The following is a 25040-nucleotide window of genomic DNA, read 5'->3' as shown; positions in this document are numbered from 1 at the left end:
CCCACCCTCTTCCCCCGCCGCCACGGACATGGCGTGCACCCCACTTCTTCTCTGCCACCAGCTCGCTGCCGCCTCGTCGGTATTGAGGAACTCATGCACACACACCCACCCCGCCGTACTCCGATCCTGATCGCCCTGGCGATCCTGCTCGCGCTGCTGGCCGCCTGCGCCCCATCCGGCACCGGATCCTCGCCGGGCGGCGGCGCGAACCCTTCCACCCCCGCCGACCCCGACCCCACGATCACGGTGACCCCCGCCGACGGAGCCGACACGGTCAACCCCGCGGACCCGGTGTCAGTGGAAACCACCGGTGGCACCCTCGAATCGGTCACCATGACCAACAACGAAGGCAAGGTCATCGAGGGCATCTTCACCCCCGACCGCATCGCCTGGAAACCCGGTGCCGCGCTGGGATACGGCAGGACCTACACCATCGCGGCCACCGCAATCCACGACGACGGCACCCGCACCGAGCGGACCAGCACCTTCTCCACCGTCAAACCGGGCAACCTGACCAAACCGACGTTCGTCACCTCCGGTGGCAATCTCCTCACCGACGGCGGCACCTTCGGCATCGGAATCGTCGTCGTCACCCACTTCGACGAGCCGATCACCGACCGCGCCGCTGCCGAGAGGGCGTTGACCGTCGAGACCACACCCCCGGTGCCGGGATCCTGGTACTGGGCGGACGAGCAGAACGTGCACTGGCGACCGCAGAACTACTACACACCCGGCACGAAAGTCACCGCCCGCGCGAACGTCTACGGCGTCGACCTCGGTGGTGGACTGTTCGGTCAGGAGGACGCGACCACCTCGTTCATCATCGGCGACGCGCACATCGCCATCGCCGACGACACCACCAAACAGATCACGGTCAGCAACAACGGTGAAGTCGTGCGGACCATGCCCACCTCGATGGGGATGGGCGGCAGCGAAACCATCAACGGGCAAACCCTGACGTTCTGGACCCAGCGCGGCATCTACACCGTTCTGGACAAGGCCAACCCCGTGATCATGGATTCCTCGACCTATGGGCTCCCGGTCAATTCCCGCCTGGGGTACAAGGAAACGATCAACTACGCCACCCGCATCAGCAACGACGGCATCTATCTCCACGAACTCGCCGACACCATCTGGGCGCAGGGCAACACCAACGTTTCCCACGGCTGCCTGAACCTCAGCCCGGACAACGCCCGCTGGTTCTACGACTTCTCCGTCCCCGGCGACATCGTCGAGGTCCGCAACACCGGCGGGGAGCCGCTCGCGCAGTGGCAGAACGGGGACTGGTCCGTGCCGTGGGATCAGTGGCTGGCCGGAAGCGCGCTGGCGTGATCCCTCCAACGTGGAGGCCGCGAACCTACACCGTCCACGCCGCCGCGGAGGCCGACTCAGTCGGTGAGCACTCGCGGCCAGGTGATGCCCGCCCGAGCGCCTCCGCCGACCAACTATCCCCCAGATCCCCACGTCGCGGTCCTCGGCGGGTGCCGCTGATCCTGCGCGACCGCCGAGTCCTCGCCACCCTGGCGGTACTGGCCTCACTGGCCGTGGCCGCCGCCCTCGCCCCTCGCCCGTCGATCTCCCAGGTGCAGGAGTGGGCGGAGTCGATGGGACCGGCGTTCGTGCTGGTGTTCTTCCTGGCCCAGGCGGTACTGACGATCGCCCCGGTGCCGCGAACGGTGTTCACCCTCAGCGCCGGACTGCGGTTCGGGCCCGGCCCCGGGGTCGCCGTCGCGATCGCCGCCACGACGGTCAGCGCCGTGCTGGCGCTGCTGCTGGTGCGCGCGCTCGGGCGCACCGCGGTACGAGCGCGGCTGACGCACCCCGCGGTCAAGGCCATCGATGCCCGCCTCGCCCGGCGCGGGTGGCTGGCGGTCGGGTCCTTGCGCCTGATCAGCCCCAACCGTTGAGCAACAAGCTCGACGAACGCCAAGCACCACAAGCACCACAAGCCCAGCGAACTCATGCGTGAGGCCGTCGAGGACTACATCCAAAGCACTCTGCCTAGCTACAGCCGCGGCATCGGCGGGTGGGGTGGGACGTGCCACCAGCACCTCAGCTCAGCGCACTCTCACTGCATATGACCCATACAGCCCATATGGGCGGCAGGTCAAACGCACACTGGTGTCTGCCGTCAGAGGCGGTAGACACCAGCACACCCCGCCCGCGGTCGCTCTGCCCGCTCAGCCCAACTACGATGAAACGCTTCCACCGTCGTCTCATCGACATCGACAGCAGGCATCCGGTTACCGCGCACCGCTCAACCGACAAATTGCGTGCCGTGAACCAGCAGTGATGAGCGTGCGGTGCCCGCAGCCCGGGACTGTTCAGATCGTTCCGCCGCAATGCATGCGTTCATCGACGAATCCAAAAGGGGCGAGTATGCCCTCTGTCCGCCGTGCCGGTCGCTGCCGGCGATCTCACCGGTCTCCGTAAGCAGATGAACGCGCTCCGCCCGCCTGGACACACACGGATTCACATGACCGGTGTTGGCACGAAGCTGGCACCGAAGATTGTCTCCGAAGTCGCGCGACTCGAGGCGTCCAGCCGTATCCATCTCATGAGTTCGAAGAAGGTGAACGAGCGGCAGGCCGCGACGTCACGTTGGCCGCCGCAGTTCGCGATCTGGCTCAAACGTCGGTGACAAACCTCGTGATCGAGCCGTGCGATCAAGAGCGTGAGACAACCGCATCATCCGCGATGAATTATTCGGCAACGCGCCGTTCGTCTACACCCACGACCGTACCAATCCGCTGCGCCATCACCGGGCGCCCCTCGGGGTCGAGCCCGGTCATGGTCTCGATATCCGCAGGAAACTGCGCGAGCACCGGAACCTTGACCGCCCAGCCCCTCCGGCTCCACCACACAACGGCGGCCCGGTCCATCCGATCCCGGACACGTCGCACTCGGCCTGGTCCTCGCACACGCACTCACTGTTGCGGACACCGTTCTCGAGGCCCGAGTCCAGCCCGTACCCGTCCACCGTCACCGGGTCGAGCACCCACCGATCGGCACCGTCCCAGTCACGCATCAGGTACACCCAGACCGATTCCTCGATATAGTGGCTGCCGCGCCCCCGCGCGCGCTCTGCCTGCGACATGTACACCTCCGGAACCGGAACATCGTTCGTGCTGATGGTGGTCGTCAACCATCTCGCCATCGACGTCGTCCTCCGTGTCCTCAACTCCCGACGACGCGGCTGCAGGTCATGCTCGACCATGAAACGATCGAATATACTTCCCGGTCTCGTGTATATCCGTATTGATATACTGTGTAAGTGGTGCGAGGTAACGAAAAACCGATTCGATGGGTTGGCAGTGCGCTCGATGACCTGCGTGATCTGCCCGGAGATGCACAGACAGATCTCGGCTACCAGCTCGATCGAGTGCAGCAGGGGCTGGATCCGGATGACTGGAAGGCGATGAAGGAGGTTGGGGCCGGCTGTCGAGAGATCCGGGTCCGCACTCCCGATGGAGCGTTTCGAACGTTCTACGTTGCTCGGTTCGGCGAGGTGGTCTACGTCCTGCACTGTTTCCAGAAGAAGACGCAGAAAACCTCGAAGTCCGACATCGACCTCGGCCGTCGCCGCTACAAGGCGGCGGACGCACATGCGAAGGAGAAATGATGAGCGACAACGACATCGTCGAGACCGCTTCCGTTTGGGAGGCGATCAGCGACGCCCCGGGCGAAGCATACAACCGTCAGCTCCGCGCTGATCTGATGACCGCGATCCGCGGACAGATCGACCGCTTCGGGTGGTCCCAGGTCACGGCAGCGCAGAACCTCGGCGTCACTCAACCGCGGCTGTCGGACCTGTACCGCGGAAAGCTGAGCAAGTTCTCACTCGACGCCCTGGTCAACCTCGGCAGCAAAGTTGGAGTCCACGTCGGGGTGCATGTGGACACCGACGAACTCACCAGCCGCTGACAGGTGCCGCCGCCGGTGGCGCCTGCACTGGCGATGCCACGGGTGATCGCCATTCGGGCAAGACGGACCATCACATTCCCTCCCTCGCCCGGCTCGTCAGAGACACCATGTCTCTCACGTCTCTCTTACGAAACTAGGTGACCACCGCAGGTGAGGACGGGTGGGGGGTGACGCGGTAGCCGAGTGCCTCGAGCTCGCCGACTGCGCGGGCCCCTGGTCGTGGCGGGGCCACGCCGGATGAAGTCGACGGCCCCGGGATCGGGGCAGAGGTCGCCGTGGCGAGAATGTTCCAGACGACGAGCATCGCATGCTTCACGGCGATGAGCGCCTTCATCGGAAACCCCGGAAGGACGCGATCCGCTTGTCCTTCGCGGAGAGGTTAGGTGCGCTTCGAGCTAGGCACGAACAGCGCCTCCGTCGAGTCCGAGTCCGAGTCCACCGAGGCGATCAGCGCCACGGCTGCGGCGTAGGCGTAATCCTCCTGGTACACCCGGCGGATGTCTGTGACCGCCTCGCCGCGGCGAGACTACCGACTTCCGCGGCCGCGCTACGCCCTCTGCGTGGTCACCGATCCGGTCCTGCGGATCAGCCCGAACCTGCTGAGCCCCAACCAGGTTCACTGTGACTAAACAATGGTTGCCATCGATCGATGGCGGAACGCACTCGGATGAGCATCGACGGCGGTCGCCGGTACGACAAATCCTTGCCGAACGCCGGAGACCGAGTTGCCGGCGGTGTTCGAGCAGCTGGTCACCCGCGGTCCGGTGTTCGGGAGGTCGTCGACAAACCGAACACATCGGCTGGCAAGTCCCGGAAGGAGAGTTGGCCGGATACGGCTTCGTCCAGCGGCTCTCCCGAGGAACGCATTTGCTGACCCTCGACTGGCGCCGGGAGGCACCGTTGCGGGTCGATCCACACACCGACACCGCTGCCGTCGTCTCCGTCAACGCCACGTGTGGCAACAATCGAGTTGTGGCCGCATTATCTGCGGACGGGTACGGTTGGCCTTCGCCTGCCGATCATGGCGGCGCGCGCCCGGCCGACATCAATGCCACTGCCAACTGGGAAGAGCCGCTTGGGTGGGGAGCGCGGCGGTGGTACCGGCGTCAACAGCACAGTCCGGGCCCCGTCGGGAGGAAGGGTGCGCCGATCCGATGCTCAGCGAACTGACCGGGTGGTCATTGCTGTCCGGACCGATCCGGGCCGCACTGACGGTCGCCGTGGTCATCGGTCTCGGTGTTCTACTCCTCCGCCGCGGCCGCCGATGGCTGCTCGTCGGTGTCCCCCTCGCCGGTTGTGGTGCCGTGGCGCTGGCGGTGGGATCGGTGTGGATCGTCGAAAGGGTCTGGAAGCCGTTTCCCGACATACTCGACCGGCGAGTCTACTTCTGGGGTGGCGTCGCGGTGCTGGCCGTCCTGTTGGCGACGTTGCGGGCGTTCTTCCGATGCCGCGACCGCCGCTACCCGGTGACAGCGACCGCGATCGCCCTTTCCTCGGTTGTCGTCGTCATCGCCGCGGCTGGCCAGATCAATGTCCTGTTCGCTGCCTACCCGACACTCGGGTCGATCCTGGGCATTCCCGACTACCGCACACTCGCCCTCGACCAGATCAGGGGCACCGACCGGACCGCCGTCGATCGGGATCCGCTTTCCCCGGTGTGGGAAGCGCCGGCAGCCATGCCCGCGACCGGAGCGGTCACTACCGGGACCATTCCACCGACGGTGTCTCGATTCGAGGCACGACCCGCCATCGTCTACCTCCCACCGGCATACTTCGCCGAGCCACGCCCCCTTCTGCCGGTACTGGTGCTGCTGGCCGGGGTACCCGGCGGCCCCGAGGACTGGCTGGCCGGCGGACGACTGGTCGAGACCATGGACTCCTTTTCCGCACAGCACGCCGGCCTGGCGCCCGTTGTCGTCGTCGCCGACGCGACGGGCACTCAATTCGGCAACCCGGCGTGCGTGGACTCGCACCTCGGCAATGTCGACACCTACCTCGGTACCGACGTCCCGAACTGGGTCAAGAGCACCTTCCAGATCGATCCGGACCCGCAAGGCTGGGCAATCGGAGGGCTCTCCTACGGCGGAACCTGCAGCCTCCAACTGGCCACCGCGCACCCCGACATCTACCCGACCTTCCTCGACCTGTCCGGGCAGATCGAACCAGGCCTCGGTGACCACCGCCGCACCGTCACCGACGTGTTCGCCGGCGACGAGCAGGCCTTTCGCCGCATCAACCCCCTCGACCTGCTCCACACCCACCGGTACCCGGACAGCGCCGGCGCATTCGTCGCCGGCTCCGCCGATCCCGAGGCTCAGCAGGCGCTGCAACTGCTCGCCATCGCCGCCCGGGATGCCGGTATGGATGTTCACTACTCCGAGCTCCCCGGCGGTCACACCTTCGAGGTGTGGTCGGCCGGTCTGGAGAAGGAACTCCCCTGGTTGGGTCGACGACTCGCGATCACACCCTGAACCGGCGCACATCACCGTGCTCGAGGCATCGTGGGCCACCGCACAGACCTTCCGGGACCGGGGTACTACTGGCGCTGGCTATTCGGCGAGATCGGCCGGGGGTGGTCAGGTCCACGTACGGCAAGTTCGACGATGACGCGAACGCCGCCGTCCGGGCCGTCTGCGAGCCGGACGGCCCCGTTGTGTGCGGCGTCGATGGCCAGCCCCAGCCCGGAACCTCCGGTGCGGCGGCCGCGGTCTTGCTATAGACCAAGCGCTCGAAGCCGCTGTGACGGCGTATCTGTCCGACCTGGGCCGGTCGACGGCACGCAGCGTTCCTATGGGATGGACCCGCTTCGGTGGTTCCTTTCCCTGTCGGCGGTGGAGGTCCCGTGGCAGGAGGCGACCAGGGGCCGAGGCGCGAGACCTCTCCCGCTGGATTCAGATGAGCACGAAACACGTTCGGCCTCATCGGCGTTCCTCCGACAAACCTGCGCCGGCGACGACACCGACGCACAACCCGGTGACCGGCAATAGCTCGCCGGGTCGCACCTACGCGCAGCGCCGGGCATGTATCGGCCACGGCGGGTCAAGCGGATCCCTCGGCAGTGACCCGCTCCGCGCGGTCTTCGGGGACCAGGGCGCCGTTGGGCTTCTGCCGATCACCTGTGCGCCGGTCGATCGGAGCTGGCAGAGGATCGAGAGGGTGATGACGCAGGTGTATGGCCTGGTAGATGATCAACCCGACCATTGCGGCGAGCAGCGCCGCCGATGTCCACATGGTGCCCCAGTTCAATCCGCCCTTTTCGATCGGTTTACTCAAGGAGTCGCCTGCGGTGGCGCCGAGGGGACGGGTGAGGACGAATGCGATCCAGAACAACAACATGGCGTTGATCCGGGTGAAGTAGTGTGCGGCCAACAGCAGCAACATGACCGCGGACAGGACCACCGCACTATCCCGGAAACCGATGCCGAGGTCGTCAGCTAGGAAGTCCCCACTGGAGGTGCCGAGACTGTTGGAGAAAAGGATCGCGATCCAATACAACACTTCACCTTTGAAGCTCGCGACATTTTCGACGTCGAGGGTTTGCCCGCTGCGCCACCAGACTACGAACACGACGGCGAGACAGCTGGTGAGCAGGATCGCGCCTTTCGTGTAACCGATTCCTCCGGTACGGTTCATCAAGTCCGACAGGGTGGTGCCGGCGGTACTGGTGAGCGCGATGACCGTCCAGTAGATGGCGGGATGGAACTTCCGAGCCCGCAGCTGCACCACGACAGCGACAAGGAACATCGCGAAGAAGACGAGCGTGCTCACCAGGTAGCCGACCTCCAAGGTCTGCGCGAGCAGGTCGCCACCGGTTTCCCCGAAAGTGGTCGCGACGATCTTCAACATCCAAAAAGTCAGGGTGATGTGAGGAAGTTTGCGCATCACATACCGTGACGGATGATCGGGTCCATGCGATCCGGGCGCAACCGATGACATAGGTCGATCTCCTCTCTTCTCCGTGGTCGGCAATCACATTCACCCCGGCACCCACTATGGCCATCCAATGCTGTGGGTCCGCTGAGAGGGGTTCTCGTTGTGCGCCCATACCTCTTGCGCGACTTGACCAATACATGGCAGGCCCACCCGGATGTCGTTACCGCGTCCGAAGAATGGATCACTGCGTGTCGGCATCTGCGCGATCGAACCCCTCCAAGGAGAGGTGACCTCGGGAACCGTGGTCGACATCGTCCGGGATGGCATGCACATCCGGAGTGACCGGATTCGCCGAGAGCACTCTGAGGGACGGCGGACCTACCCAGTGGTCTCGCTACTCGCGCGGCGCGGTGATCGAGAGGCGCCGCGCCACGACAGCGAACACGGCGACCACACCCGAAATCGATCATGGAGCACTCAGCGAATCCTCAGCGTAAGGCACGTATCGTCGATGCGGAACGGTCTCTACAGATATGGAGGTCGCGATGGTCAATCCATCATCGGAACCCGCGCCTGATGAGCGGCCCACTCGGACCGAGCCCGCCCGCGACCCAACCGACGGCCAGTCGGTCAGGGCGAGACCCAGCAGCAACGCCGGCTGGGCGGTGGTGTCGGTGCTCTTCTTCTGGCCACTGGCGTTCTCGGCATTTCACCACGCGTTTGAGGTCTATCCCAGGTGGGCAGAGGGCGATCTTGACGGCGCCGAGTACGCCTCTCGGCGGGTGCGTAAGCTCGGGCAACTGTCACTATGGATCTTCGGTGGCTTACTGCTGCTCGCGATCGTCCTCTATGCGATCGCGGCGATTGTTCTGATTGCAAACGGCGGCGACGGGGGCGAGTGGCACGACCACATGCGCGAATAACCCCGATAGTGAGGTGATCTTGCGCCTGGTGCCGACGGGTACATTCTCCCGGCGGAGCGCAGCGGAGCCGAGCAGATCGCGGTGGTGTTGTGCGGGTCAGGTGACCGGGCGAGGGGTGACGGCGTATCCGAGGTCGTCAGAGCATGCAGCGCCGCGGGGACAAAGCGCCGCGCGGACAACTTGCGCAGCGCCTGCCGCCGACCCGACAATATGTCGACCGATTCCATCCAAGAACCGTTGTGTTCGGCACACCGGGACCGCGACCTTCCCGAATGGGTCATCGATCGCGCTTGGTATCGTCTCTCGTACAATGGAAACCGTCAGATCAATGGCGCGGTTCAGTGCTTGCCGCAAGGCCAGCGGCGACGGTGGGACGGAAGTACTTCGCATCCTCGAGCGCAGACTCGTGGGGTCATCTCCACAGCGATGGACACGGATCGATCACTGATTCTCACCCCGCACCCCCAGCGCAGCGGTGATGGGTGGCAGTTTGCTGGGGCCCCAGTGGTTTCGTCGACATTCGTGGGGCGCTTGCGTACATCGATTCCGATGAACCATCATGCCGCTCGGGATACCCAGTCAGGGCGAGGCAACCCCTCCTCGCGAGCCAGATCCGCCGGTCCTCATTGCGCCGGCCGGCGAAAACTGACATAGGCAGTAGAGCGAACCGGACGACAGATCACTCGTGACATGGGGAGGGCGGGGCAGGCGTTGACCGAACCCTCAGCGAATGTTCAGCCACGTGGCGTTACGGTCGGACGTTGTGGACGAGGCAACGAGATCCGAGACGATCAAAGCCCAGCGCGCGATGCTGAGTAAGGTGCCCGAGATCACCGTCTGGTTCTGGGTCATCAAGATCCTCTGCACCACCGTGGGCGAGAGCTTCGCCGACTGGATCAACATGACCTTGGGTTTCGGTCTGAACACCACCGCCCTCACCTTCACGGTCATCCTTGCCGCAGTTCTGGGGTGGCAGTTGCGCCTTTCCCGTTATGAGCCATTCGTCTACTGGCTGACGGTCGTCGTGCTCAGCGTGACCGGCACGCTCTACACCGACATCCTGACCGATGTTCTCGGCATTCCGCTCGCCCTGAGCACGAGCGTCTTCGCGGCGGCCCTGACCATCGTCTTCGCCGTGTGGTTTGTTCGCGAGCGGACGTTGTCGATCCACAGCATCGTCACGGTGCCCAGAGAGTTATTCTATTGGCTCGCAGTACTTATCACCTTCGCCCTGGGTACCGCGGCCGGCGACTGGACACTCGACCTCACCGGCTGGGGACCCGGTGTATCGGTGCTCCTGCCGGCCGGCCTGATCGTGTTGATCGTGATCGGCTGGCGTCTGGGCGCGAACGCTGTGCTCTCCTTCTGGCTCGCCTACATCCTGACCCGCCCACTCGGCGCGAACCTCGGCGACTGGCTCGCATCCCCGTCGACCGATCACGGACTCGGCCTGGGTACCGCCCTCACCAGCGCCATCTTCCTCACCGCCATCCTCGCGACGGTCGTGTACCTCACGCTCACCCGCAGCGACGTCATCGAAGAGCACGAACAAACCCACACAACGACCATCACCACGCATCCGACGCGCGAGCGGATCATGCTCGGGTACTACGTCGCCGTCGCCGTCGCCACCGGCGCGCTGCTCATCTGGGCGGCCGGGCAGCCACACGCGACCGCGGCGAGCGACGAGGAAACCGGCACCACACCCGTGATCACAACGCTCACCCCGGGTCAGGTGTCAGCGCATTTCCCGCCGACAGAGATAGCGCAGTTCCGCACCATCGCGGAGGACACCCTCGGGAAAGTCCAGGCCGGCGACCAGGCAGACGCGACAGCCCGGATCAAGGACCTCGAAACGGCGTGGGACGACGACGAGACGACGCTGCGCCCACTCGACGAAACCACCTGGACCGTCCTCGACGGCCAGATCGACAGCGTCCTGCACGCACTACGCGCCAGCAAACCCGACACCGCGACCGAGACCCAGACCCTCACCGCACTGTTGACCGCGCTTCGGTAAGGCAATCGTGCAAAGGCACGGACCGGCGTCCCACCGATGCGGCGGCCGCCCGCCGCATCGGACCGCAGAAGGGCACAGAGTCCATTCCGGCGCTGTATTGGTGCAGTGATTCTGCTGAGCGTGGTCGGGACACTCATCCCGGACAACCCTGACCGGTCTCTCGAGGCCACCACCATGATCTTCGGTATCGCACTGATAGCGGCCTTCGTGCTCGGGTACGCGAGCGAGCGCACCCTGTCCATCCATAGCATCGACACCACTGGCCGCGAAGGGTTCTACTGATTGGCGATCCAGTTCACATTCACTCTCGGCACCGCGGCCGGTGAACTTGCGGGAGAGCGGCTCCAGTTGGGGTACGCGGTCTCCGCGCTGTTCTTCGGTGGTCGCGGTCGGCGCCGACTGGCGAGGGCGCGCCTACTGGTCAGTCCGGCGGGAATCGGTCCGGAGGACACCGCGAAGGCCGTGAATCGGCTCGGCGAACGTTTACCCTCTAGGTTGGGCCGCTGTGTGCCGCATGACCAGCAAAATGACCCGGGCGGCGACCGGCGGGGTGAGGAGCAGATGGTGTGAACCATATCGCCCGCTTCGTCGAGGAAGTCGTGGAAGTGTTCCACTCGCGGATCGTGGACGAGGGCAAGTTGGGGGCATTCGTGGTGCTGGCGTCGTTCCTGGTCAGCTTCGTGGGGGTGCGGGTGATCACGCACGCGGTTCGGCGGGGCAGCCGGTTCGTGCGGAATGTGCGGGTGGGGGGCACCCATGTTCATCATCTGGTGCCCGGGATCGTGCTGCTGCTGGTGACCGGATATCTCGCGTTCGCCTTCGGTTACGGCGACCATCCGGTCGTTGCCGCGCTGTTCGGTGTCGGTGCCGCGCTCACGCTGGACGAGTTCGCCTTGTGGCTGAATCTTCGTGACGTGTACTGGGAGCGGGCGGGACGTCGTTCGGTCCATGTTGTGCTGTCGGCCGCCGCGACCGGTGCCCTGGTGGTGATCGGCCTCGATTTTTGGGAGGCCGTCCTGCGGGCGTTCGCGCGGCTGATCCAGCGGGTGTGAGATTCGGTCATTGGGCGTCGAGTAGCCGGTAGCCGACGCCGCGCACCGTTTCGATGGTGGCCATGCCGAACGGTGCGTCGATCTTTCGCCGCAGGTAGCCGATGTATACCTCGACGACGTTGTCGTCGCCGTCGTAGTTGCTGTCCCACACCGAGCGCAGGATCTCCGCCTTGCTGACGACGTCCCCCTTGTTCCGCAGCAAGAATTCGAGCACCCCGTACTCGCGGGGTGTCAGGGCGAGTACGTCCTCCCCCCGGCTCACGCGCCGGCGGGCCGGGTCGAGTGCCAGGTTGCCCGCGGTGAGGATCGCCGGCCGCTCGGGGGCCCCGCGCCGCAGCAGGGCGCGCAACCGCGCCACCAGGATCACGAACGAGAACGGCTTGGTCAGGTAGTCGTCGGCGCCGAGGTCGAAGGCGTCCGCCTGGTCGTATTCGCCGTCCTTGGCCGAGAGCATGAGCACCGGAGTCCACACCTGGCGTGCGCGCAGCTCCCGCAGGATCTGGTAGCCGTGCATGCCGGGCAGCATGATGTCGAGCACGACCACGTCGAAATCTCCGGTCACGGCCTGTTCGAGCCCGTCGCATCCCTCGCGCGCGACATCGACGACGAAGCCCTCGGCCGTCAGTCCACGCCGCACGGTCTCGGCCAGTCGGGCCTCGTCCTCGACCAAGAGGATTCGCATCGCGCACCGTCCTCGGGTGTTTCTTCCATTAGAGCCCAATTCCGGACGGACCAGGGCACGCTCTCAGTGTTCTCACAGCGGCCGAACACGACACTGGAAGCATGCCCGGAATGCGCGACGCAATTGACCTGGTGATCAACGAGGTTCGTACCGAAGCGGCCACCGCCGAGATCGCGATCTGGATGCTCACGGTGGGCGTGCTGGCCTATACGGTGGCGCTGGGGGCCGAGCGGTGGAATCGGCGCCGCGGCGATTCCACGGTCACGACGGTCTGTGGGTGGGGCGCGGTGCGGGTCGCGGCGCTGCTGCTGATGTTCACCCTCCTGGCGGTCCAGGTTCGCCTCTCCGGTTGGGTGACCGGCGCCGACACCGCGACACTCGACTGGTTCGTCGCGCATCGCTCCCCCGGGGTAACCGCGGCGGCGGTGGTAATCACCGACGCGGCCAGCCCGGTGGGGGTCGCGCTCGTGGCCGTGGTCACCGCCGCCCTGGTGTCCTGGCGCCGGCGATCATGGGAGCCGGGAGTGCTGGTGGTGGGTATCGTCGCGGTCGCCGCGGCGGCCAGCACGATCGTGAAGATGATCGTCGCCCGCTCACGACCTCCCACTGCCTCCCAACTCGTCACCGAGACGGACTGGTCGTTTCCGTCGGGGCATGTGACCGGCATCGTGGCCCTCGCCGGCGCCCTGCTGATCGTGACCGGCGCGGGGCTGCCCGGCCGGGCCCGTGGCGCCCTGGCCGGGACTCTGGCGGTGTTGGTCGTGGTCGTGGTCGCGGCGACCAGGCTGTACCTCGGGGTGCATTGGCTGACCGACGTGCTCGGTGGAGCCCTGCTCGGGGGCGCGGTCGTGGCCGCCGGATCCTGCGCCGTCACCGCCCTCGCGGCCCGCCGCCCACCCGGGCGGGCCGCAGAGGTGACCGGCGCCCCAGCCGTGCCGATTTCAGCCGTGCAGATCTCGGGGATCGAGGACGGTCGGCCCTCGGACACACCACCGATGCCACATCCTGTCGCTGACGAGCACCGACCGATATCGACCGGGTGATCGCATGCCAGCATCGAGGACCAGCTCAGCGACCGCCGGATCCGGCTCCGCGGCGCGCCGCGCCGGCCGACAATCACGGTCCGCCGTGGTGATCCGCGCACAGCATCTCGACCTCTCTCCGCACAGCGCAGAACCAGGCAACACCACGATGATCCCGAATCGAGCGGTCCGCGCGGTCTCGACATCTTCCGGTGCACCCCGCGCATCGATCAACAACACCAACCGCCACCACAGCACCCGTACTCCGAGGGTGTTCGGGAGACCATCATGAAGCACATCGGCAACCGCGCCGGCACCGCCCTGAGAACCGGTCTCCTGGCCGTGGTGTTGGTGATGGTGACCGTGAGCTGCTCACAGAATCCGCCACCCATCTCCCCGGGCCAGAGCACCGCACCGAATGCCACCGCCCCCGAGTCCAATCCGGCCGGTGACATCCCCGACAACCAGGTGTATGTGCCGTTCACCCCGGCCGGCGACCGGTTCACCATCTCCGTCCCCGAGGGCTGGTCGCGCAGCACCGCGGGCACCGAGACCGTCTTCACGGACAAGTACAACACCGTCCGGGTCCAGGCCGGCGACCGCGCCGCCGCGCCGACCGTCGAGTCGGTCATCTCCCAGGAGTTGCCCGGCATCGCGGCGGGCACCCCCGGCTACCGTGCGGGCACGGTGACTGCCGTCCAACGGCGGGCCGGCCAGGCCGTCCTGATCACTTATCAGGCGGCGTCGGCGCCGAACCCGGTGACCGGGAAGTCCGTCACCGAAGCGGTCGAGCGGTATCAGTTCTGGCACAACGGAACCGAAGTGGTTGTGACCTTGTCCGGGCCGCAGGGCACCGACAATGTCGACCCGTGGCGCACGATCACCGATTCGCTGCAATGGCCGTGATGTGATGAGCACCGGGTCGCCGTCCGGGCCGCCCGCCCTACGGGCGCGGACGCTGTATCGGTTCTATCGCGCCGGTGAGGAGGAAACCCTTGCCCTGCAGGGAGTCTCCCTCACCGTGGGTCGCGGCGAGTTCGTGGCGGTCGTGGGCCCGTCCGGATCCGGAAAATCCACCTTGCTCGCCTGCCTGGCCGGGATGGACGACCCGGACGGCGGCAGTGTGCACATCGACGGCCGCCGCATCAGTCACCAGCCCGAACCGGTCCGGGCCCGCATCCGGGCCCGGCACGTCGGCATGCTGTTCCAGAACGCGAACCTGCTCGAACACCTCACGGTGGCCGAGAACCTGACTCTCGTGCGGGGCCTCGCCCGCCGGCGGACCCGCACCAGCGGAGCGGCACTGCTGGATTCGCTGGCAGTGGGCCACCGCGCCCCCGCCTACCCGAGCCAGCTCTCCGGGGGCGAGCTGGCCCGCGCCGGACTCGCGATCGCCCTGGCCAACGAGCCGACCGTCCTCATCGCGGACGAGCCCACCGGAGAACTCGACAGTGTCACCGAGTCGGGGGTGCTCGACCTGCTCGCCGCCGCCGCGGAGGGCGGCACCGCGATCGTCGTGGCCAGCCACAGCCCGGCGGTGGCGGTCGCGGCGGCCCGGGTGATCACCCTCGAGGACGGGCGGGTGCGCCGATGACCGGCAACGGCACCCGCGCTGCGGGAGAAGCCCCCGCGCCGCGGGTGGTGGTCGAGGGCACCGCCCTCGGCCGAACCTACGGCGCCGGCCCGAACGCGGTGATCGCCCTTCGGGAGGCGAGCTTCGAGCTGCCCGGATCCGCACGCATCGCGTTGATGGGGCCCTCCGGATCGGGAAAGACCACGCTGCTGCATCTGATCGCCGGACTCGACACCCCCACCACCGGCAGCCTGCGATGGCCGGCGCTGCCCGACCTGCGCCGTGGCCGGGCCGCTTCGGTGGGCGTGGTGTTTCAGGGCCCGAGCCTGCTGCCTGCCTTGAATGTGATCGAGAATGTGGCGTTGCCGTTGCTGTTCGCCGGGCAGTCGGCGGACCGGGCGAGGGCCCGTGCCCGCCGCGCGCTCGAGGTGCTGTCGATCGGGGATTTGGCCGACAAGGTGCCGGACGAGCTGTCCGGCGGGCAGGCGCAGCGGGTGGCGATCGCGCGGGTGCTCGCCGCCCGCCCCGCCCTGATCCTCGCCGACGAACCGACCGGGCAACTCGACCACGACACCGCACGCACCACCCTCTCGGTGCTCCTCGACACCGCCGAGGCCATTGATGCCGCGGTACTCGTCTCCACCCACGACCCGGTTGTCGCGGGCCTACTCACCGGGCGGTGGACGATGCGGGACGGGCGACTCGACACCGGTGCGCGGTCCGGGACCGAACCACCGGGCCTCGGGCCACCAGAGACCGGCGGGGGCGCGAGATGATCGGGATCTGGGTTCGGGGTCTGCTGCGGCGGCGGCGCGCCCGGTTGGCCGCGACGGTGGGCGGGATCGGGGCGGCGGTCGCCCTGCTGGCCGGCATCGGGATCTTCCTCACCACCGCGCAGGGTTCGATGACCGTCCGCGCCGCCGGCACCGTCGCCGTCGACTGGCAGGTCGAGGTCCGGTCGGCCACCACCCCGAGCGCGGTGCTCGACCTGGTCCGCGCCACCAGTGGGGTCACCGCCGCGGTCCCGGTCGGATTCGCCCAAACCAACGGGTTCACCGCGACCGGCGGCGGAAGCACCCAAACCACCGGACCGGGCATGGTCCTGGGCCTGCCCGAGGGGTACCGCACCGACTTCCCCGGGGCGGTGCGCACCCTGGCCGGGGCGGGCGGCGGGGTGCTGGTGGCGCAGCAGACGGCGGCGAATCTGCACGTGAAACCGGGAGATACCGTCGAGGTGGGTCGGGCCGGGCTGCCGACGGTCCCGGTGGTGGTCGACGGCGTGGTCGATCTGCCGCAGGCCGACTCGCTGTTTCAGAAGGTCGGCGCCCCGCCCGGCGCGCAACCGGTCGCCCCGCCCGATAACGTGCTCCTGCTCGACCAGGCGCGGTGGCACGTCCTGTTCGATCCGCTTGCTGCTCTGCGGCCGGACCTGGTGGGCACCCAGATCCATGCCGTCCTCGACCACGCCCTGCCCGCGGATCCGGCCTCCGCCTATCGGGAGGTGACCGCGGCGGCGCACAATCTCGAGGCCCGCAGCGTCGGCGGCGCCCTGGTCGGGGACAACCTCGGGGCGAGCCTGGGCGCCGCACGGTCCGATGCCGCCTACGCGCAGGTGCTGTTTCTGTTCCTCGGCCTGCCCGCCGCGATCCTCGCCGGCCTGTTCACCGCCGGGTCGTCGACGCCGGGCGGGGGCGACGCCGCCAGGAGCAGGCGTTGCTGCGCGCCCGCGGGGCCTCGCGCAGGCAACTTCTGCGCCTGGCCGCCGTCGAGGCGGTCACCGTCGGGGTCGGGGGCAGCGCGGTAGGTCTGGCCGCCGCCGCGGCGGTCGGCGTGATGCTGTTCGGTTCGGCGCGGTTCGGTGCCACCGCCACCTCAGCGCTCGCCTGGTCGGGTGCGGCGGTGGCCACCGGACTGGCGGTCGCCGCCGCCGCGATCCTCATGCCGGCGCGGCGGGATCTGCGCGCCCTCACCGTCACCGCGGGACGCGCCACATTGACCGCCGGGCGCAGCCCGCGCTGGGCCCGCGCCGGGCTGGACATCGGACTCCTCGCCGCCGCGGGTGTGCTGTTCTGGTCGACCAGCCGCAACAACTACCAACTCGTCCTCGCCCCCGAGGGGGTGCCCACGATCTCCGTGTCGTACTGGGCGTTCACCGCCCCCGCCCTGCTGTGGGTCGGCGCCGCCCTGCTGATCTGGCGGCTGGCCGATCTGATCCTCGGCGGTGGCCGACGGATCGTCGGTACCGCGCTGCGGCCGCTGGCCGGACCCTTGGCGCCGACCGTCGCGAACTCGATCTCGCGGCAGCGACATTCCCTGGCCCGCGGCATCGTGCTGCTGGCGCTCGCGCTGGCCTTCGCGATCTCCACCGCCACCTTCAACGCCACCTACCGCGCCCAGGCCGAGGTGGACGCACACCTGACCAACGGGGCCGACGTCACCGTGACCGAATCACCCGGGAACCCGGTGCCGCCGGACGCGGCGACCGCCCTCTCGGCGGTGCCCGGTGTCCGCGCGGTCGAACCGATCCAGCACCGCTTCGCCTACATCGGCGCCGACCTCCAGGACCTCTACGGGGTGAACCCGAGCACGATCACCACGGTCACCGCGTTGCAGAACAGCTACTTTCAGGGCGGCACCGCGGCCGAGCTGATGAATCAGCTTGCCGTGCACCCGGACTCCGTCCTGGTCAGCGCCGAAACGGTCAAGGATTTCCAACTCGCCCCGGGTGACACGCTCAACCTGCGCCTGCCCGACAGCCGCACCCACCAGCTGGTCCCGGTGCCGTTCCTCTACGTCGGAGTGGTCACCGAATTCCCCACCGCACCCAAGGACAGCTTCTTCGTCGCCAACGGCGATTACATCGCCCAGCAGACCGGAAATAACAGTGTGGGCGCGTTCCTCGTCGACACCGCCGGGCGGGAGACCACCGCGGTCGCCGACCGCATCCGCGCCGTGGTCGGCACGAGCGCGACGGTCACCGACATCACCACCACCCGCGCCACGGTGGGCTCGAGCCTGACCTCCGTGAATCTCGCCGGTCTGACCCGCATCGAACTCGGCTACGGTGTCGTCGTAGCGGCCGCCGCCGGGGCGCTGGTGCTCGCGCTGGGGTTGGCGGAGCGGCGACGGGGTTTCGCCATCGCGAGCGCCCTGGGCGCCCAACCCCGGCACCTGCGCGCGTTCGTGGTCGCCGAAGCGGCCGTCCTGGTCGTCGGCGGGCTGGCCGCCGGTGGGCTGCTCGGCGCGGTGTTGTCGCAGATGCTGGTGAAGATACTCACCGGCGTCTTCGACCCACCCCCCGAATCCCTCACCGTCCCATGGGGGTATCTGGGCGCGGTCACCGCCACGGTCGTCGTCGTGACCGCGGTCGTGGCCACCACCACCAGTCGCATCGCGCGCCGCTCACCGCTGACCGTGCTACGCGAGCTCTGAGAAACGGCGTTCGGATGCGCCTCTCGGCGGTCTCTCAGCCACCCACAGCGACCTCTCAGCACCGGTTGGGCAGCCTGGTCGTAACAGTCAGATCGGCTGAAAGTACGGGAAGGACGACACCATGAACCTCAAGGGCAAACTCATCGCGACGGCCGCGGCGGTCTCCGCCGCCGCCGCGATCGGCGGAGGCATCGCCGCGGCCAACACCGCCCAGCCGCCGCCGAATCCGCCGTCGGTGGTGGACACGCCGGAACCCGGTGACGTCCCCGACGCCTGCGGAACGGTCGACAACGACAACATTCAGGAAGGAGATCAGACCGGCCCGGAGGTACCCGATACACCGGAATGCGATACCCCCGGCGCCGTCGACAACGACAACATTCAGCAGGGCGATCAGACCGGCCCGGAGGTACCCGATGCCCCCGGGATGCACACCCCCGGCCGGTAGAACCCGCCGTGGGCGGGCGGATCTTCCCGCCCGCCCACGGCCGACACCGCGATGATCGAAGATGGAGCCCATGGACGGGATCTGGCCCCTGCTGCATCCGCGGAGGTGGGGGCTGCGCATCCGATCCGCGATCATCGCCGGCGTCGTCGTGGCCGTTGCCGTGGGATTCGCTGCGATCGCGCTGACGCTGGTGCTGTACCGGTCGATGATCTCGGCATCCGACGATGCTGCCGCCGCCCGGATCCAGGAAGTCAGTGCCCAGCTGCGGCTCGATACCCCGGACGAACTCGACGCCGCCACCGTGTCCGTCAACCCACGGGTGACGTTGGTGCAGGTCATCGACCCCCAAGGCCGGGTGGTGCGGTCCTCCGCCGCCGGCCCCACCGAACCGGTCACCGCGGTGCGACCGCCCGAGGGTGCGCTCGTTCATGGCGCGCGGCCCGCCCCCCGCACCGACGGGTTACGAGTGAGTGCGTACACCACCACCGGGGTCGGTGGCCGGTACACCGTCGTGGTCGCGACCAGTGTGGAAAACATCGAGAACACCATCAAAACCGTTGCCGTTCTGGTGGCATTGGGGGCCCCGTTCATCGTGGCCGTCGCCGCCCTCGCCACCTACGCCCTCATCGGACGTTCGCTGCGGTCGGTGGAGAAAATCCGTACCCGGGTCGCCGCGATCTCGAGTTCCGATCTCGCCGAACGCGTCCCGGTACCGACCCAGCACGACGAGATCGCCGCCCTGGCCGAAACCATGAACGCGATGCTCTCCCGGATCGAATCCGGCCAGCACGCGCAACGCCGCTTTGTCGCCGACGCCTCCCACGAGCTGCGCAGCCCACTCTCGACGGTGACCACAGCGCTCGAGATCGGACGCGATCGACCGGAACTGCTCGACACCGCGCTCGTCGAACACACCCTGCTCCCCGAGGCCGCCAGGATGCACCACCTCATCGACGACCTGCTGCTCCTCGCACGAGCCGACGAGCACGGACTGCCCCTGCGCATCGTCGACGTCGACATCGACGACGTCGTCGCCTCGGAGGTGCACCGCAAACGCGCCGAGGGCGGTGCAACGTTCTCCTGCGTCCTCGAACCGGTCCAGGTGCGAGGTGATGCCACCCAGATTTCCCGGGTGGTGCGCAACCTCGTCGACAACGCCGCCCGCTACGCGACCACCACCGTCCGTGTGCGGGTGTCATCCGATAGTGTGACCGCCCGAATCGAGGTCTCCGACGACGGCCCCGGAATACCCGAGACCGAAAGAGACCGGGTATTCGAGCGATTCTTCCGCCTGCAACGCGACCGCGCCCGCGGCAGCGGAGGCTCCGGACTGGGCCTGGCCATCGTCGCCGAGATCGTCACCGCACACCACGGCACTGTGCACATCGACACCAACCCCGACGGCGGCGCCACCGCCATCGTCCACCTTCCGGTCCGAGGCACGACCCCGCACAGCACGAAAAAGCCCGAACTGCCGGAGCCCGGATACACCGATTGACTGCTCGGGCACCCAATTACAAACCGTGTCGGTCAGCCGACGACCCCACTCGCGCATTGACCACACGCCCTAACAGCCTCGCTTTCTGCCCGGATGGAGCCGTCCGACGTGAACCCCTGCGCTGACAAGTTGACAGAACGATGCGGGTCACGGTCATCGTCACCGCGCAAGACGGACACGGTGGGAGTGCAATCGCGGACCGTCCCGTGGGTAAGCATCGGCAAAGGCAAGGCCGAGCACACGTACGAACGACACCGAGACGGTCGATCTGGACAGAATGGGCGAATCGTCGCTGTCGCCCTGTTGATGCCTCGAGCTTGCGGTATCCGAAGTGCCGCAAGGTCTGCGAGTTATCGGTCCAGAGGTCAGTAAGGTAAGCGCGGCGGTCGGCCGGTTCAGTCAGTCGCGTCATCCGTCTGTCTTGCTGCCGTCGGTCTTCGCTCCGGACTCGGCGTCCGCACTCACAGCCTTGTCTCCCGACGCCCCCTCGGGAGCCTTCTCCTCCGATTTCGGCGTCTCGCCGGTCGTCGGCTCCGCCTACTCGGGCTGCCGCGTATTCGCAGCATCACCGTGCGTCGACTGCAGCTCCGCCGGATCCTCACGGCCCTTCGTCGCGGCGAAGAAGTACACCAGGGCCGCGACGAACACCAGGCCGGAGGTGAACGAATTGACCCGGATACCCGCGATGAGGCTCGCATAGTCGCTGCGCATCAACTCGACCGCGAACCGGCCGGCGCAGTACCCGGCCACGTACAGGGCGAACAGGCGGCCGTGACCGATACGGAAGCGGCGATCGACCCACACGAGCAGGAGGACGATCAGCACGTTCCACAGCGCCTCGTACAGGAACGTCGGATGCACCACGAACGCGACCTCGCCGGTGGACACCCCGTCGATCAGCTGCGGTGACACCTGGCCCAGGTCGTTGCGCCGCTCGAAGATCTCGAGCCCCCACGGCACGTCGGTCTCGCGACCGTAGAGTTCCTGATTGAAGTAGTTTCCGAGCCGGCCGATCGCCTGCGCCAGCAGGATCGCGGGCGCGACCGCATCGCCGAGCGCAGGCAGCGGGATGCCGCGGCGACGACAACCGATCCAGGCTCCGACACCGCCGAGCGCCACGGCACCCCAGATGCCGAGACCGCCCTGCCACACCTTCAGGGCGTCGACGGGGTCGCCGCCTTCCCCGAAGTACGTCGGCCAGTCGGTCATCACGTGGTAGAGACGGCCGCCGATCAGGCCGAACGGCACCGCCCAGATGGCGATGTCGAGGACCGTGCCCTTCTCGCCGCCGCGGGCGACCCAGCGACGGTCACCCCACACGATCGCGACGACGATCCCGACGATGATGAACAGCGCGTACGCGCGCAGGGCCACCGGTCCGACATACCAGACACCTTGAGGCGGACTCGGAATGTAGGCCAGTACGTCCACAGTGGAAGTCACGACGCCACGGTAGCGGAGCGAACGCCCACGGCGAGTTCCTCGTGAGCGAGCGCACCCTGACCCGGCAGCTCGCCGCCCCGCCGCCGTGGTGAGGCTCTCCCGTGTTGGTTCTCCTGAGCGGACCGACGGAGGTCTACGTCCGATGCCAGACGGCGGTTATGATCCTGTTCGGCGATGGATCTCCGCCACGACACCCTGCGAGGGGTCGTCTGAACCGCCTCACCCGAGGCTGATGGCTCCTTTTCCCTTTCGTGGAAGGAGTGTGCCCGTGGACGGTCGCCGCGACCCGAATCCCACTTTGCCGGTCGATCCCGATACCGCACCCCGTACCCCCGGCCCGTTGCATGTTCGCCCGGCGGCGATCGCGGCGGTCGGTGGTGGGGGCTTGCTCGGGGCCCCGCTTCGCTATCAGCTCGGTGTGTGGTTCCCCCAGGCCGCGGGTGGATGGCCGGTGACCACATTCGTGATCAACGTGGCCGGTGCGTTCCTGCTCGGGCTGGTGCTCGAAGCGTTGACCCGGCTCGGCCCGGACACGGCGTGGCGTCAGCGGGTGCGCCTGGGTGTGGGCACCGGGGTGCTGGGCTCGTTCACCACCTACAGCACCCTCGCGGTGGATGCCGACCTGCTCCTGCGCGGCCATCAGTGGTGGGCGGCGGGAAGTTATGCGGCCGGAACGGTGCTCGCGGGCATGGTGGCCACCATCGCGGGGATCGCGGTCGGGGAGCAGGTGCGGTCGCGGCGGGAGGAGCAACGGTGATGGTGTGGTGGATCGCGTGCGCCGGCAGTGTGGGGGCGATCGCCCGGTTCGTTGTGGATGGGGCGATCAAACACCGCCGCAGCGTTGAGTTTCCGTGGGCGACGGCGGCGATCAACGTGACCGGGTCTTTGCTGCTCGGGTTCGTGGTTGGCCTGGTCCTTTTTCACGGTGTTCCGCGCGAGGTGCAGTTGATTGTGGGTGTCGGGTTCTGCGGTGGGTACACCACCTTCAGCACCGCAAGTTTCGAGACCGTGCGGCTGATCCACCGCGGACGGTATGCAGCCGGTGTCACCAACGCGGTCGGCACCCTGCTGGTGACCGTCGCCGCCGGCGCGGCGGGTCTGGCCTTGGCCGGGATCTAGAAGCGAGGGTGTGAGGAGAACACAATGACCCAAAACAACCACAACCACCCCGCCCCCCGAGAGACGCTGCGGGACTGGCGGACCCCGCTGCGCGTCGACGGCCCGCCGGCGCCCACCCCGGCGGTGTGTCATCTGGTGGTCGGCTTCGACCGGCACCCGGCGAGCCACGCCGCCCTGACCTACGCGATGGACCTCGCCGGCCGCCTGACCGCGTTCGTGCACGTCGCGCACATCGTCGACATCGACGACATCCCGATCGAACCGGACCGCGACGACTGGGAGCAGCGCTTCGCCGACGCCGTCGAGCAAGAGCGCACCGAGGCGAGCGCCATGCTGGCGGCCCTGCCCGGCAACTGGGCCTATTACTCCCGCGAGGGCAACCCGGCACAGCTGCTGACCACCATCGCCGAAGCGAACGACGCCCTGATGATCATCATCGGCACCTCCCGCGGCGGGGCGATGTCGCTGATGGAACGGTTCCTCGGTGAATCAGTGTCCTCAAAACTGGTCCACCACGCCCACCGCCCAGTCCTGCTCGTCCCCGTACCGCCAGGAGCGTGAATGACGCCGTCCGAGCCCGCGGACAGGTCCTCCAACGCCCGGCGCGGGTCCCACGCGCCGGTCCCGAAACCCGTCCGAACGGTGGGCATTGCCGGGAGGGTGCGCCGGCCGATGGGTGCTTTGCGGGTCGTGTTCGCGTTCGGCACGATCAGCCTGCTCACGGACGTCGGATACGAGGGTGCCCTGTCGATCACCGGCCCCCTGCTGGCGTCGTTGGGTGCGACCGCGTTCGTCGTCGGTATCGTCACCGGAGTCGGTGAGGCTGCGCGCCAATGCTGCGGCTGGTCTCCGGGCCGCTGGTCGACCGCACCCAAAAGTCTTCGGCGTGGACCATCGCCGGATACGCGCTCACCGTGATCGCCGTCCCTTTCCTCGGGATCGCCGCCGCCCTGTGGCATGTGCTCTGGTCATCGCCGAACGGGTCGGGAAGTCGGTCCGCAGCCCGGCGAAGGACACTCTGCTCTCGCACGCCACCGCCGCCACTGGCCGCGGCCGCGGCCGCGGCTTCGCCGTCCACGAGGCCCTCGACCAGATCGACTATGAGGGCGAGGTTCTGCCGGACCGCGACCATGTGGTCGTTTATGCCGGCATCCCGGCCCATTGGCCGATCGTCATGTGCCCGCCGTCGTGAGGCTGCACCCTTTGAGTGGACACCCCGGACAATGGTTCTAGGAGAGCCAGGAGGGATGTCGAGGTGGGACGCCAGTCTCTGTACACGGAGGAATTCCGGAAAGACGCGGTCGCGTTGTATCGCGCGGCCGACGGCAAACGCACGTACGCGGCGGTGGCCGCGGATGTGGGCGTCAGTGGCGAAACGCTACGGACGTGGGTCCGCAAGGACACCGCCCGTAACGCGCGCTCGCAGGACCGCAGTACCGGCGCCGACGGGACCGAGGCGGACGAGCTCGCGCGGCTGCGCGCGGAGAATGCGCGGCTGCGCGGTGCGGAAAAGGAATGGCAGCTCGAACGCGAGATTCTGCGCCGGGCGGCCGCGTATTTCGCAAAGGAGGTGAAGTGAAGACCCGCCGCTGGGACTTCATCTCCGACCATCGCGCCGAGTTCGGCGTGCAGCGGCTGTGCCGGGTGCTCGGGACCTCCCGTTCCGGCTACTACAAGCACCTGATCACGGAGCCGGCCCGAGTCGAGCGCCAGGCCGAGGAAGCCGCGACGGTCGCCGAGATCCGCGCCATTCATGCCGAGCACCGGAGCGCCTACGGTGCCCCGCGGGTTCACGCCGAACTCCGCTCCCGCGGACGCAAGATCAACCGCAAACGGGTGACCCGGCTGATGCGAATCCACCACGTGGTGGGCAGGCACCTGCGCCGCAGCAAGCGCACGACCGTCGCGGACAAGTCGGCTCCGTCGGTGCCGGATCTGGTGATGCGAGACTTCACCGCTACGGCTGTCGATACCAAGTGGTGTGGGGACATAACCTACATCCCGGTGGGATCCTCGTGGTTGTTCTTGGCC

24 protein-coding genes, 4 pseudogenes and 1 riboswitch are annotated in these 25040 nt (G+C 67.6%); of the genes and pseudogenes, 23 read left to right on the top strand and 5 right to left on the bottom strand.

What is annotated here, in order from left to right; genetic code table 11:
- The first annotated feature begins 93 nt into the window (after nucleotides 1-93).
- The 3 genes and pseudogenes from ROP_RS36890 (at nucleotide 94) to ROP_RS43430 (ending at nucleotide 2641) form a co-directional block, all read left to right on the top strand.
- Complete coding sequence (locus ROP_RS36890; RefSeq protein WP_007296099.1) at nucleotides 94-1332, top strand: L,D-transpeptidase; 1239 nt, start codon at nucleotides 94-96, stop codon at nucleotides 1330-1332.
- 149 nt (nucleotides 1333-1481) lie between these two features.
- Nucleotides 1482-1898, top strand: a pseudogene (locus tag ROP_RS36885) (TVP38/TMEM64 family protein); the annotation flags it as partial.
- 578 nt (nucleotides 1899-2476) lie between these two features.
- A complete protein-coding gene (locus ROP_RS43430) occupies nucleotides 2477-2641 on the top strand; it encodes a hypothetical protein (protein WP_012686844.1) in 165 nt (54 codons plus the stop codon).
- 147 nt (nucleotides 2642-2788) lie between these two features.
- Here the strand turns inward: ROP_RS43430 and ROP_RS36875 are convergent, their stop codons facing one another.
- Nucleotides 2789-3157 (bottom strand): hypothetical protein, encoded by a 369-nt coding sequence (locus ROP_RS36875; RefSeq protein ID WP_007296102.1) that lies wholly within the window; start codon nucleotides 3155-3157, stop codon nucleotides 2789-2791.
- Between the two features lie 117 nt (nucleotides 3158-3274).
- On the opposite strand from ROP_RS36875, the gene ROP_RS36870 reads away from it, so the two are divergent.
- Nucleotides 3275-3622 carry a type II toxin-antitoxin system RelE/ParE family toxin gene (locus ROP_RS36870; RefSeq protein ID WP_007296103.1) on the top strand — a complete coding sequence of 116 codons (348 nt, stop codon included), beginning with the start codon at nucleotides 3275-3277 and terminating at the stop codon, nucleotides 3620-3622.
- On the top strand, nucleotides 3622-3924 hold the full coding sequence (locus tag ROP_RS36865) for a helix-turn-helix domain-containing protein (RefSeq protein ID WP_007296104.1): 303 nt from the start codon (nucleotides 3622-3624) through the stop codon (nucleotides 3922-3924). Before ROP_RS36870 ends, ROP_RS36865 begins: the two co-directional genes overlap by 1 nt.
- A gap of 133 nt (nucleotides 3925-4057) precedes the next feature.
- Here ROP_RS36865 and ROP_RS36860 read toward each other — a convergent pair whose 3' ends face one another.
- Nucleotides 4058-4258 carry a hypothetical protein gene (locus ROP_RS36860; RefSeq protein WP_007296105.1) on the bottom strand — a complete coding sequence of 67 codons (201 nt, stop codon included), beginning with the start codon at nucleotides 4256-4258 and terminating at the stop codon, nucleotides 4058-4060.
- 820 nt (nucleotides 4259-5078) lie between these two features.
- Here ROP_RS36860 and ROP_RS36855 point away from each other — a divergent pair.
- Nucleotides 5079-6395 carry an alpha/beta hydrolase gene (locus ROP_RS36855; protein ID WP_007296106.1) on the top strand — a complete coding sequence of 439 codons (1317 nt, stop codon included), beginning with the start codon at nucleotides 5079-5081 and terminating at the stop codon, nucleotides 6393-6395.
- A gap of 568 nt (nucleotides 6396-6963) precedes the next feature.
- On the opposite strand, the gene ROP_RS36850 is transcribed toward ROP_RS36855, so the two are convergent.
- Nucleotides 6964-7806: a COG4705 family protein gene (locus ROP_RS36850; protein ID WP_231869131.1), complete on the bottom strand. Its 843-nt coding sequence runs from the start codon at nucleotides 7804-7806 to the stop codon at nucleotides 6964-6966.
- A 536-nt stretch (nucleotides 7807-8342) separates the two neighbouring features.
- Here ROP_RS36850 and ROP_RS36845 point away from each other — a divergent pair.
- The 4 genes and pseudogenes from ROP_RS36845 (at nucleotide 8343) to ROP_RS36830 (ending at nucleotide 11792) form a co-directional block, all read left to right on the top strand.
- Nucleotides 8343-8720 carry a CD225/dispanin family protein gene (locus ROP_RS36845; RefSeq protein WP_039950588.1) on the top strand — a complete coding sequence of 126 codons (378 nt, stop codon included), beginning with the start codon at nucleotides 8343-8345 and terminating at the stop codon, nucleotides 8718-8720.
- A 730-nt stretch (nucleotides 8721-9450) separates the two neighbouring features.
- Complete coding sequence (locus ROP_RS36840) at nucleotides 9451-10740, top strand: COG4705 family protein (RefSeq protein WP_007296109.1); 1290 nt, start codon at nucleotides 9451-9453, stop codon at nucleotides 10738-10740.
- Nucleotides 10741-10823: 83 nt separating this feature from the next.
- Nucleotides 10824-11118, top strand: a pseudogene (locus ROP_RS44545) (hypothetical protein); the annotation flags it as partial.
- 188 nt (nucleotides 11119-11306) lie between these two features.
- Nucleotides 11307-11792 carry a hypothetical protein gene (locus ROP_RS36830; protein ID WP_007296112.1) on the top strand — a complete coding sequence of 162 codons (486 nt, stop codon included), beginning with the start codon at nucleotides 11307-11309 and terminating at the stop codon, nucleotides 11790-11792.
- A gap of 7 nt (nucleotides 11793-11799) precedes the next feature.
- Here ROP_RS36830 and ROP_RS36825 read toward each other — a convergent pair whose 3' ends face one another.
- Nucleotides 11800-12474, bottom strand: a complete 675-nt coding sequence (locus ROP_RS36825; RefSeq protein ID WP_007296113.1) for a response regulator transcription factor — start codon at nucleotides 12472-12474, stop codon at nucleotides 11800-11802.
- Nucleotides 12475-12584: 110 nt separating this feature from the next.
- On the opposite strand from ROP_RS36825, the gene ROP_RS36820 reads away from it, so the two are divergent.
- From ROP_RS36820 to ROP_RS36790, 8 genes are all read left to right on the top strand, one after another.
- Nucleotides 12585-13517 (top strand): phosphatase PAP2 family protein, encoded by a 933-nt coding sequence (locus ROP_RS36820; RefSeq protein ID WP_007296114.1) that lies wholly within the window; start codon nucleotides 12585-12587, stop codon nucleotides 13515-13517.
- A 267-nt stretch (nucleotides 13518-13784) separates the two neighbouring features.
- Nucleotides 13785-14402, top strand: coding sequence for a hypothetical protein (locus tag ROP_RS36815; RefSeq protein WP_007296115.1), 618 nt, complete (start codon nucleotides 13785-13787; stop codon nucleotides 14400-14402).
- Between the two features lie 4 nt (nucleotides 14403-14406).
- Nucleotides 14407-15090, top strand: coding sequence for an ABC transporter ATP-binding protein (locus ROP_RS36810; protein WP_007296116.1), 684 nt, complete (start codon nucleotides 14407-14409; stop codon nucleotides 15088-15090).
- Complete coding sequence (locus ROP_RS36805) at nucleotides 15087-15845, top strand: ABC transporter ATP-binding protein (RefSeq protein ID WP_007296117.1); 759 nt, start codon at nucleotides 15087-15089, stop codon at nucleotides 15843-15845. The genes ROP_RS36810 and ROP_RS36805 overlap by 4 nt, the downstream gene beginning before the upstream one ends.
- On the top strand, nucleotides 15842-16873 hold the full coding sequence (locus ROP_RS45135; protein ID WP_012686838.1) for a hypothetical protein: 1032 nt from the start codon (nucleotides 15842-15844) through the stop codon (nucleotides 16871-16873). Before ROP_RS36805 ends, ROP_RS45135 begins: the two co-directional genes overlap by 4 nt.
- The gene (locus tag ROP_RS45130; RefSeq protein ID WP_012686837.1) at nucleotides 16783-18501 is read left to right on the top strand and encodes an FtsX-like permease family protein; all 1719 of its coding nucleotides are present in this window, start codon (nucleotides 16783-16785) and stop codon (nucleotides 18499-18501) included. Before ROP_RS45135 ends, ROP_RS45130 begins: the two co-directional genes overlap by 91 nt.
- A 121-nt stretch (nucleotides 18502-18622) precedes the next feature.
- Nucleotides 18623-18949, top strand: coding sequence for a hypothetical protein (locus ROP_RS36795; RefSeq protein ID WP_007296119.1), 327 nt, complete (start codon nucleotides 18623-18625; stop codon nucleotides 18947-18949).
- Between the two features lie 70 nt (nucleotides 18950-19019).
- Nucleotides 19020-20447 (top strand): HAMP domain-containing sensor histidine kinase, encoded by a 1428-nt coding sequence (locus ROP_RS36790; RefSeq protein ID WP_007296120.1) that lies wholly within the window; start codon nucleotides 19020-19022, stop codon nucleotides 20445-20447.
- Nucleotides 20448-20984: 537 nt separating this feature from the next.
- On the opposite strand, the gene lgt is transcribed toward ROP_RS36790, so the two are convergent.
- On the bottom strand, nucleotides 20985-21890 hold the full coding sequence (lgt, locus tag ROP_RS36785) for a prolipoprotein diacylglyceryl transferase (RefSeq protein WP_012686835.1): 906 nt from the start codon (nucleotides 21888-21890) through the stop codon (nucleotides 20985-20987).
- A gap of 161 nt (nucleotides 21891-22051) precedes the next feature.
- Nucleotides 22052-22139, top strand: a riboswitch (Fluoride riboswitch).
- Nucleotides 22140-22158: 19 nt separating this feature from the next.
- On the opposite strand from lgt, the gene ROP_RS36780 reads away from it, so the two are divergent.
- The 5 genes and pseudogenes from ROP_RS36780 to ROP_RS41905 all read left to right on the top strand — a co-directional run.
- Nucleotides 22159-22647: a fluoride efflux transporter FluC gene (locus tag ROP_RS36780; RefSeq protein ID WP_007296122.1), complete on the top strand. Its 489-nt coding sequence runs from the start codon at nucleotides 22159-22161 to the stop codon at nucleotides 22645-22647.
- On the top strand, nucleotides 22644-23009 hold the full coding sequence (gene crcB, locus ROP_RS36775; protein WP_012686833.1) for a fluoride efflux transporter CrcB: 366 nt from the start codon (nucleotides 22644-22646) through the stop codon (nucleotides 23007-23009). The genes ROP_RS36780 and crcB overlap by 4 nt, the downstream gene beginning before the upstream one ends.
- Nucleotides 23010-23033: 24 nt before the next feature.
- Nucleotides 23034-23570, top strand: coding sequence for a universal stress protein (locus ROP_RS36770; RefSeq protein WP_007296124.1), 537 nt, complete (start codon nucleotides 23034-23036; stop codon nucleotides 23568-23570).
- A 111-nt stretch (nucleotides 23571-23681) separates the two neighbouring features.
- Nucleotides 23682-24105, top strand: a pseudogene (locus tag ROP_RS41910) (MFS transporter); the annotation flags it as partial.
- Between the two features lie 159 nt (nucleotides 24106-24264).
- Nucleotides 24265-25040, top strand: a pseudogene (locus ROP_RS41905) (IS3 family transposase); the annotation flags it as partial.

This window comes from Rhodococcus opacus B4 (assembly GCF_000010805.1).
Taxonomy (GTDB): Bacteria; Actinomycetota; Actinomycetes; order Mycobacteriales; family Mycobacteriaceae; genus Rhodococcus_F; species Rhodococcus_F opacus_C.
The sequence above is the reverse complement of the archived record's forward strand: the minus strand, read 5'-3'. Positions and strand labels throughout refer to the sequence as shown.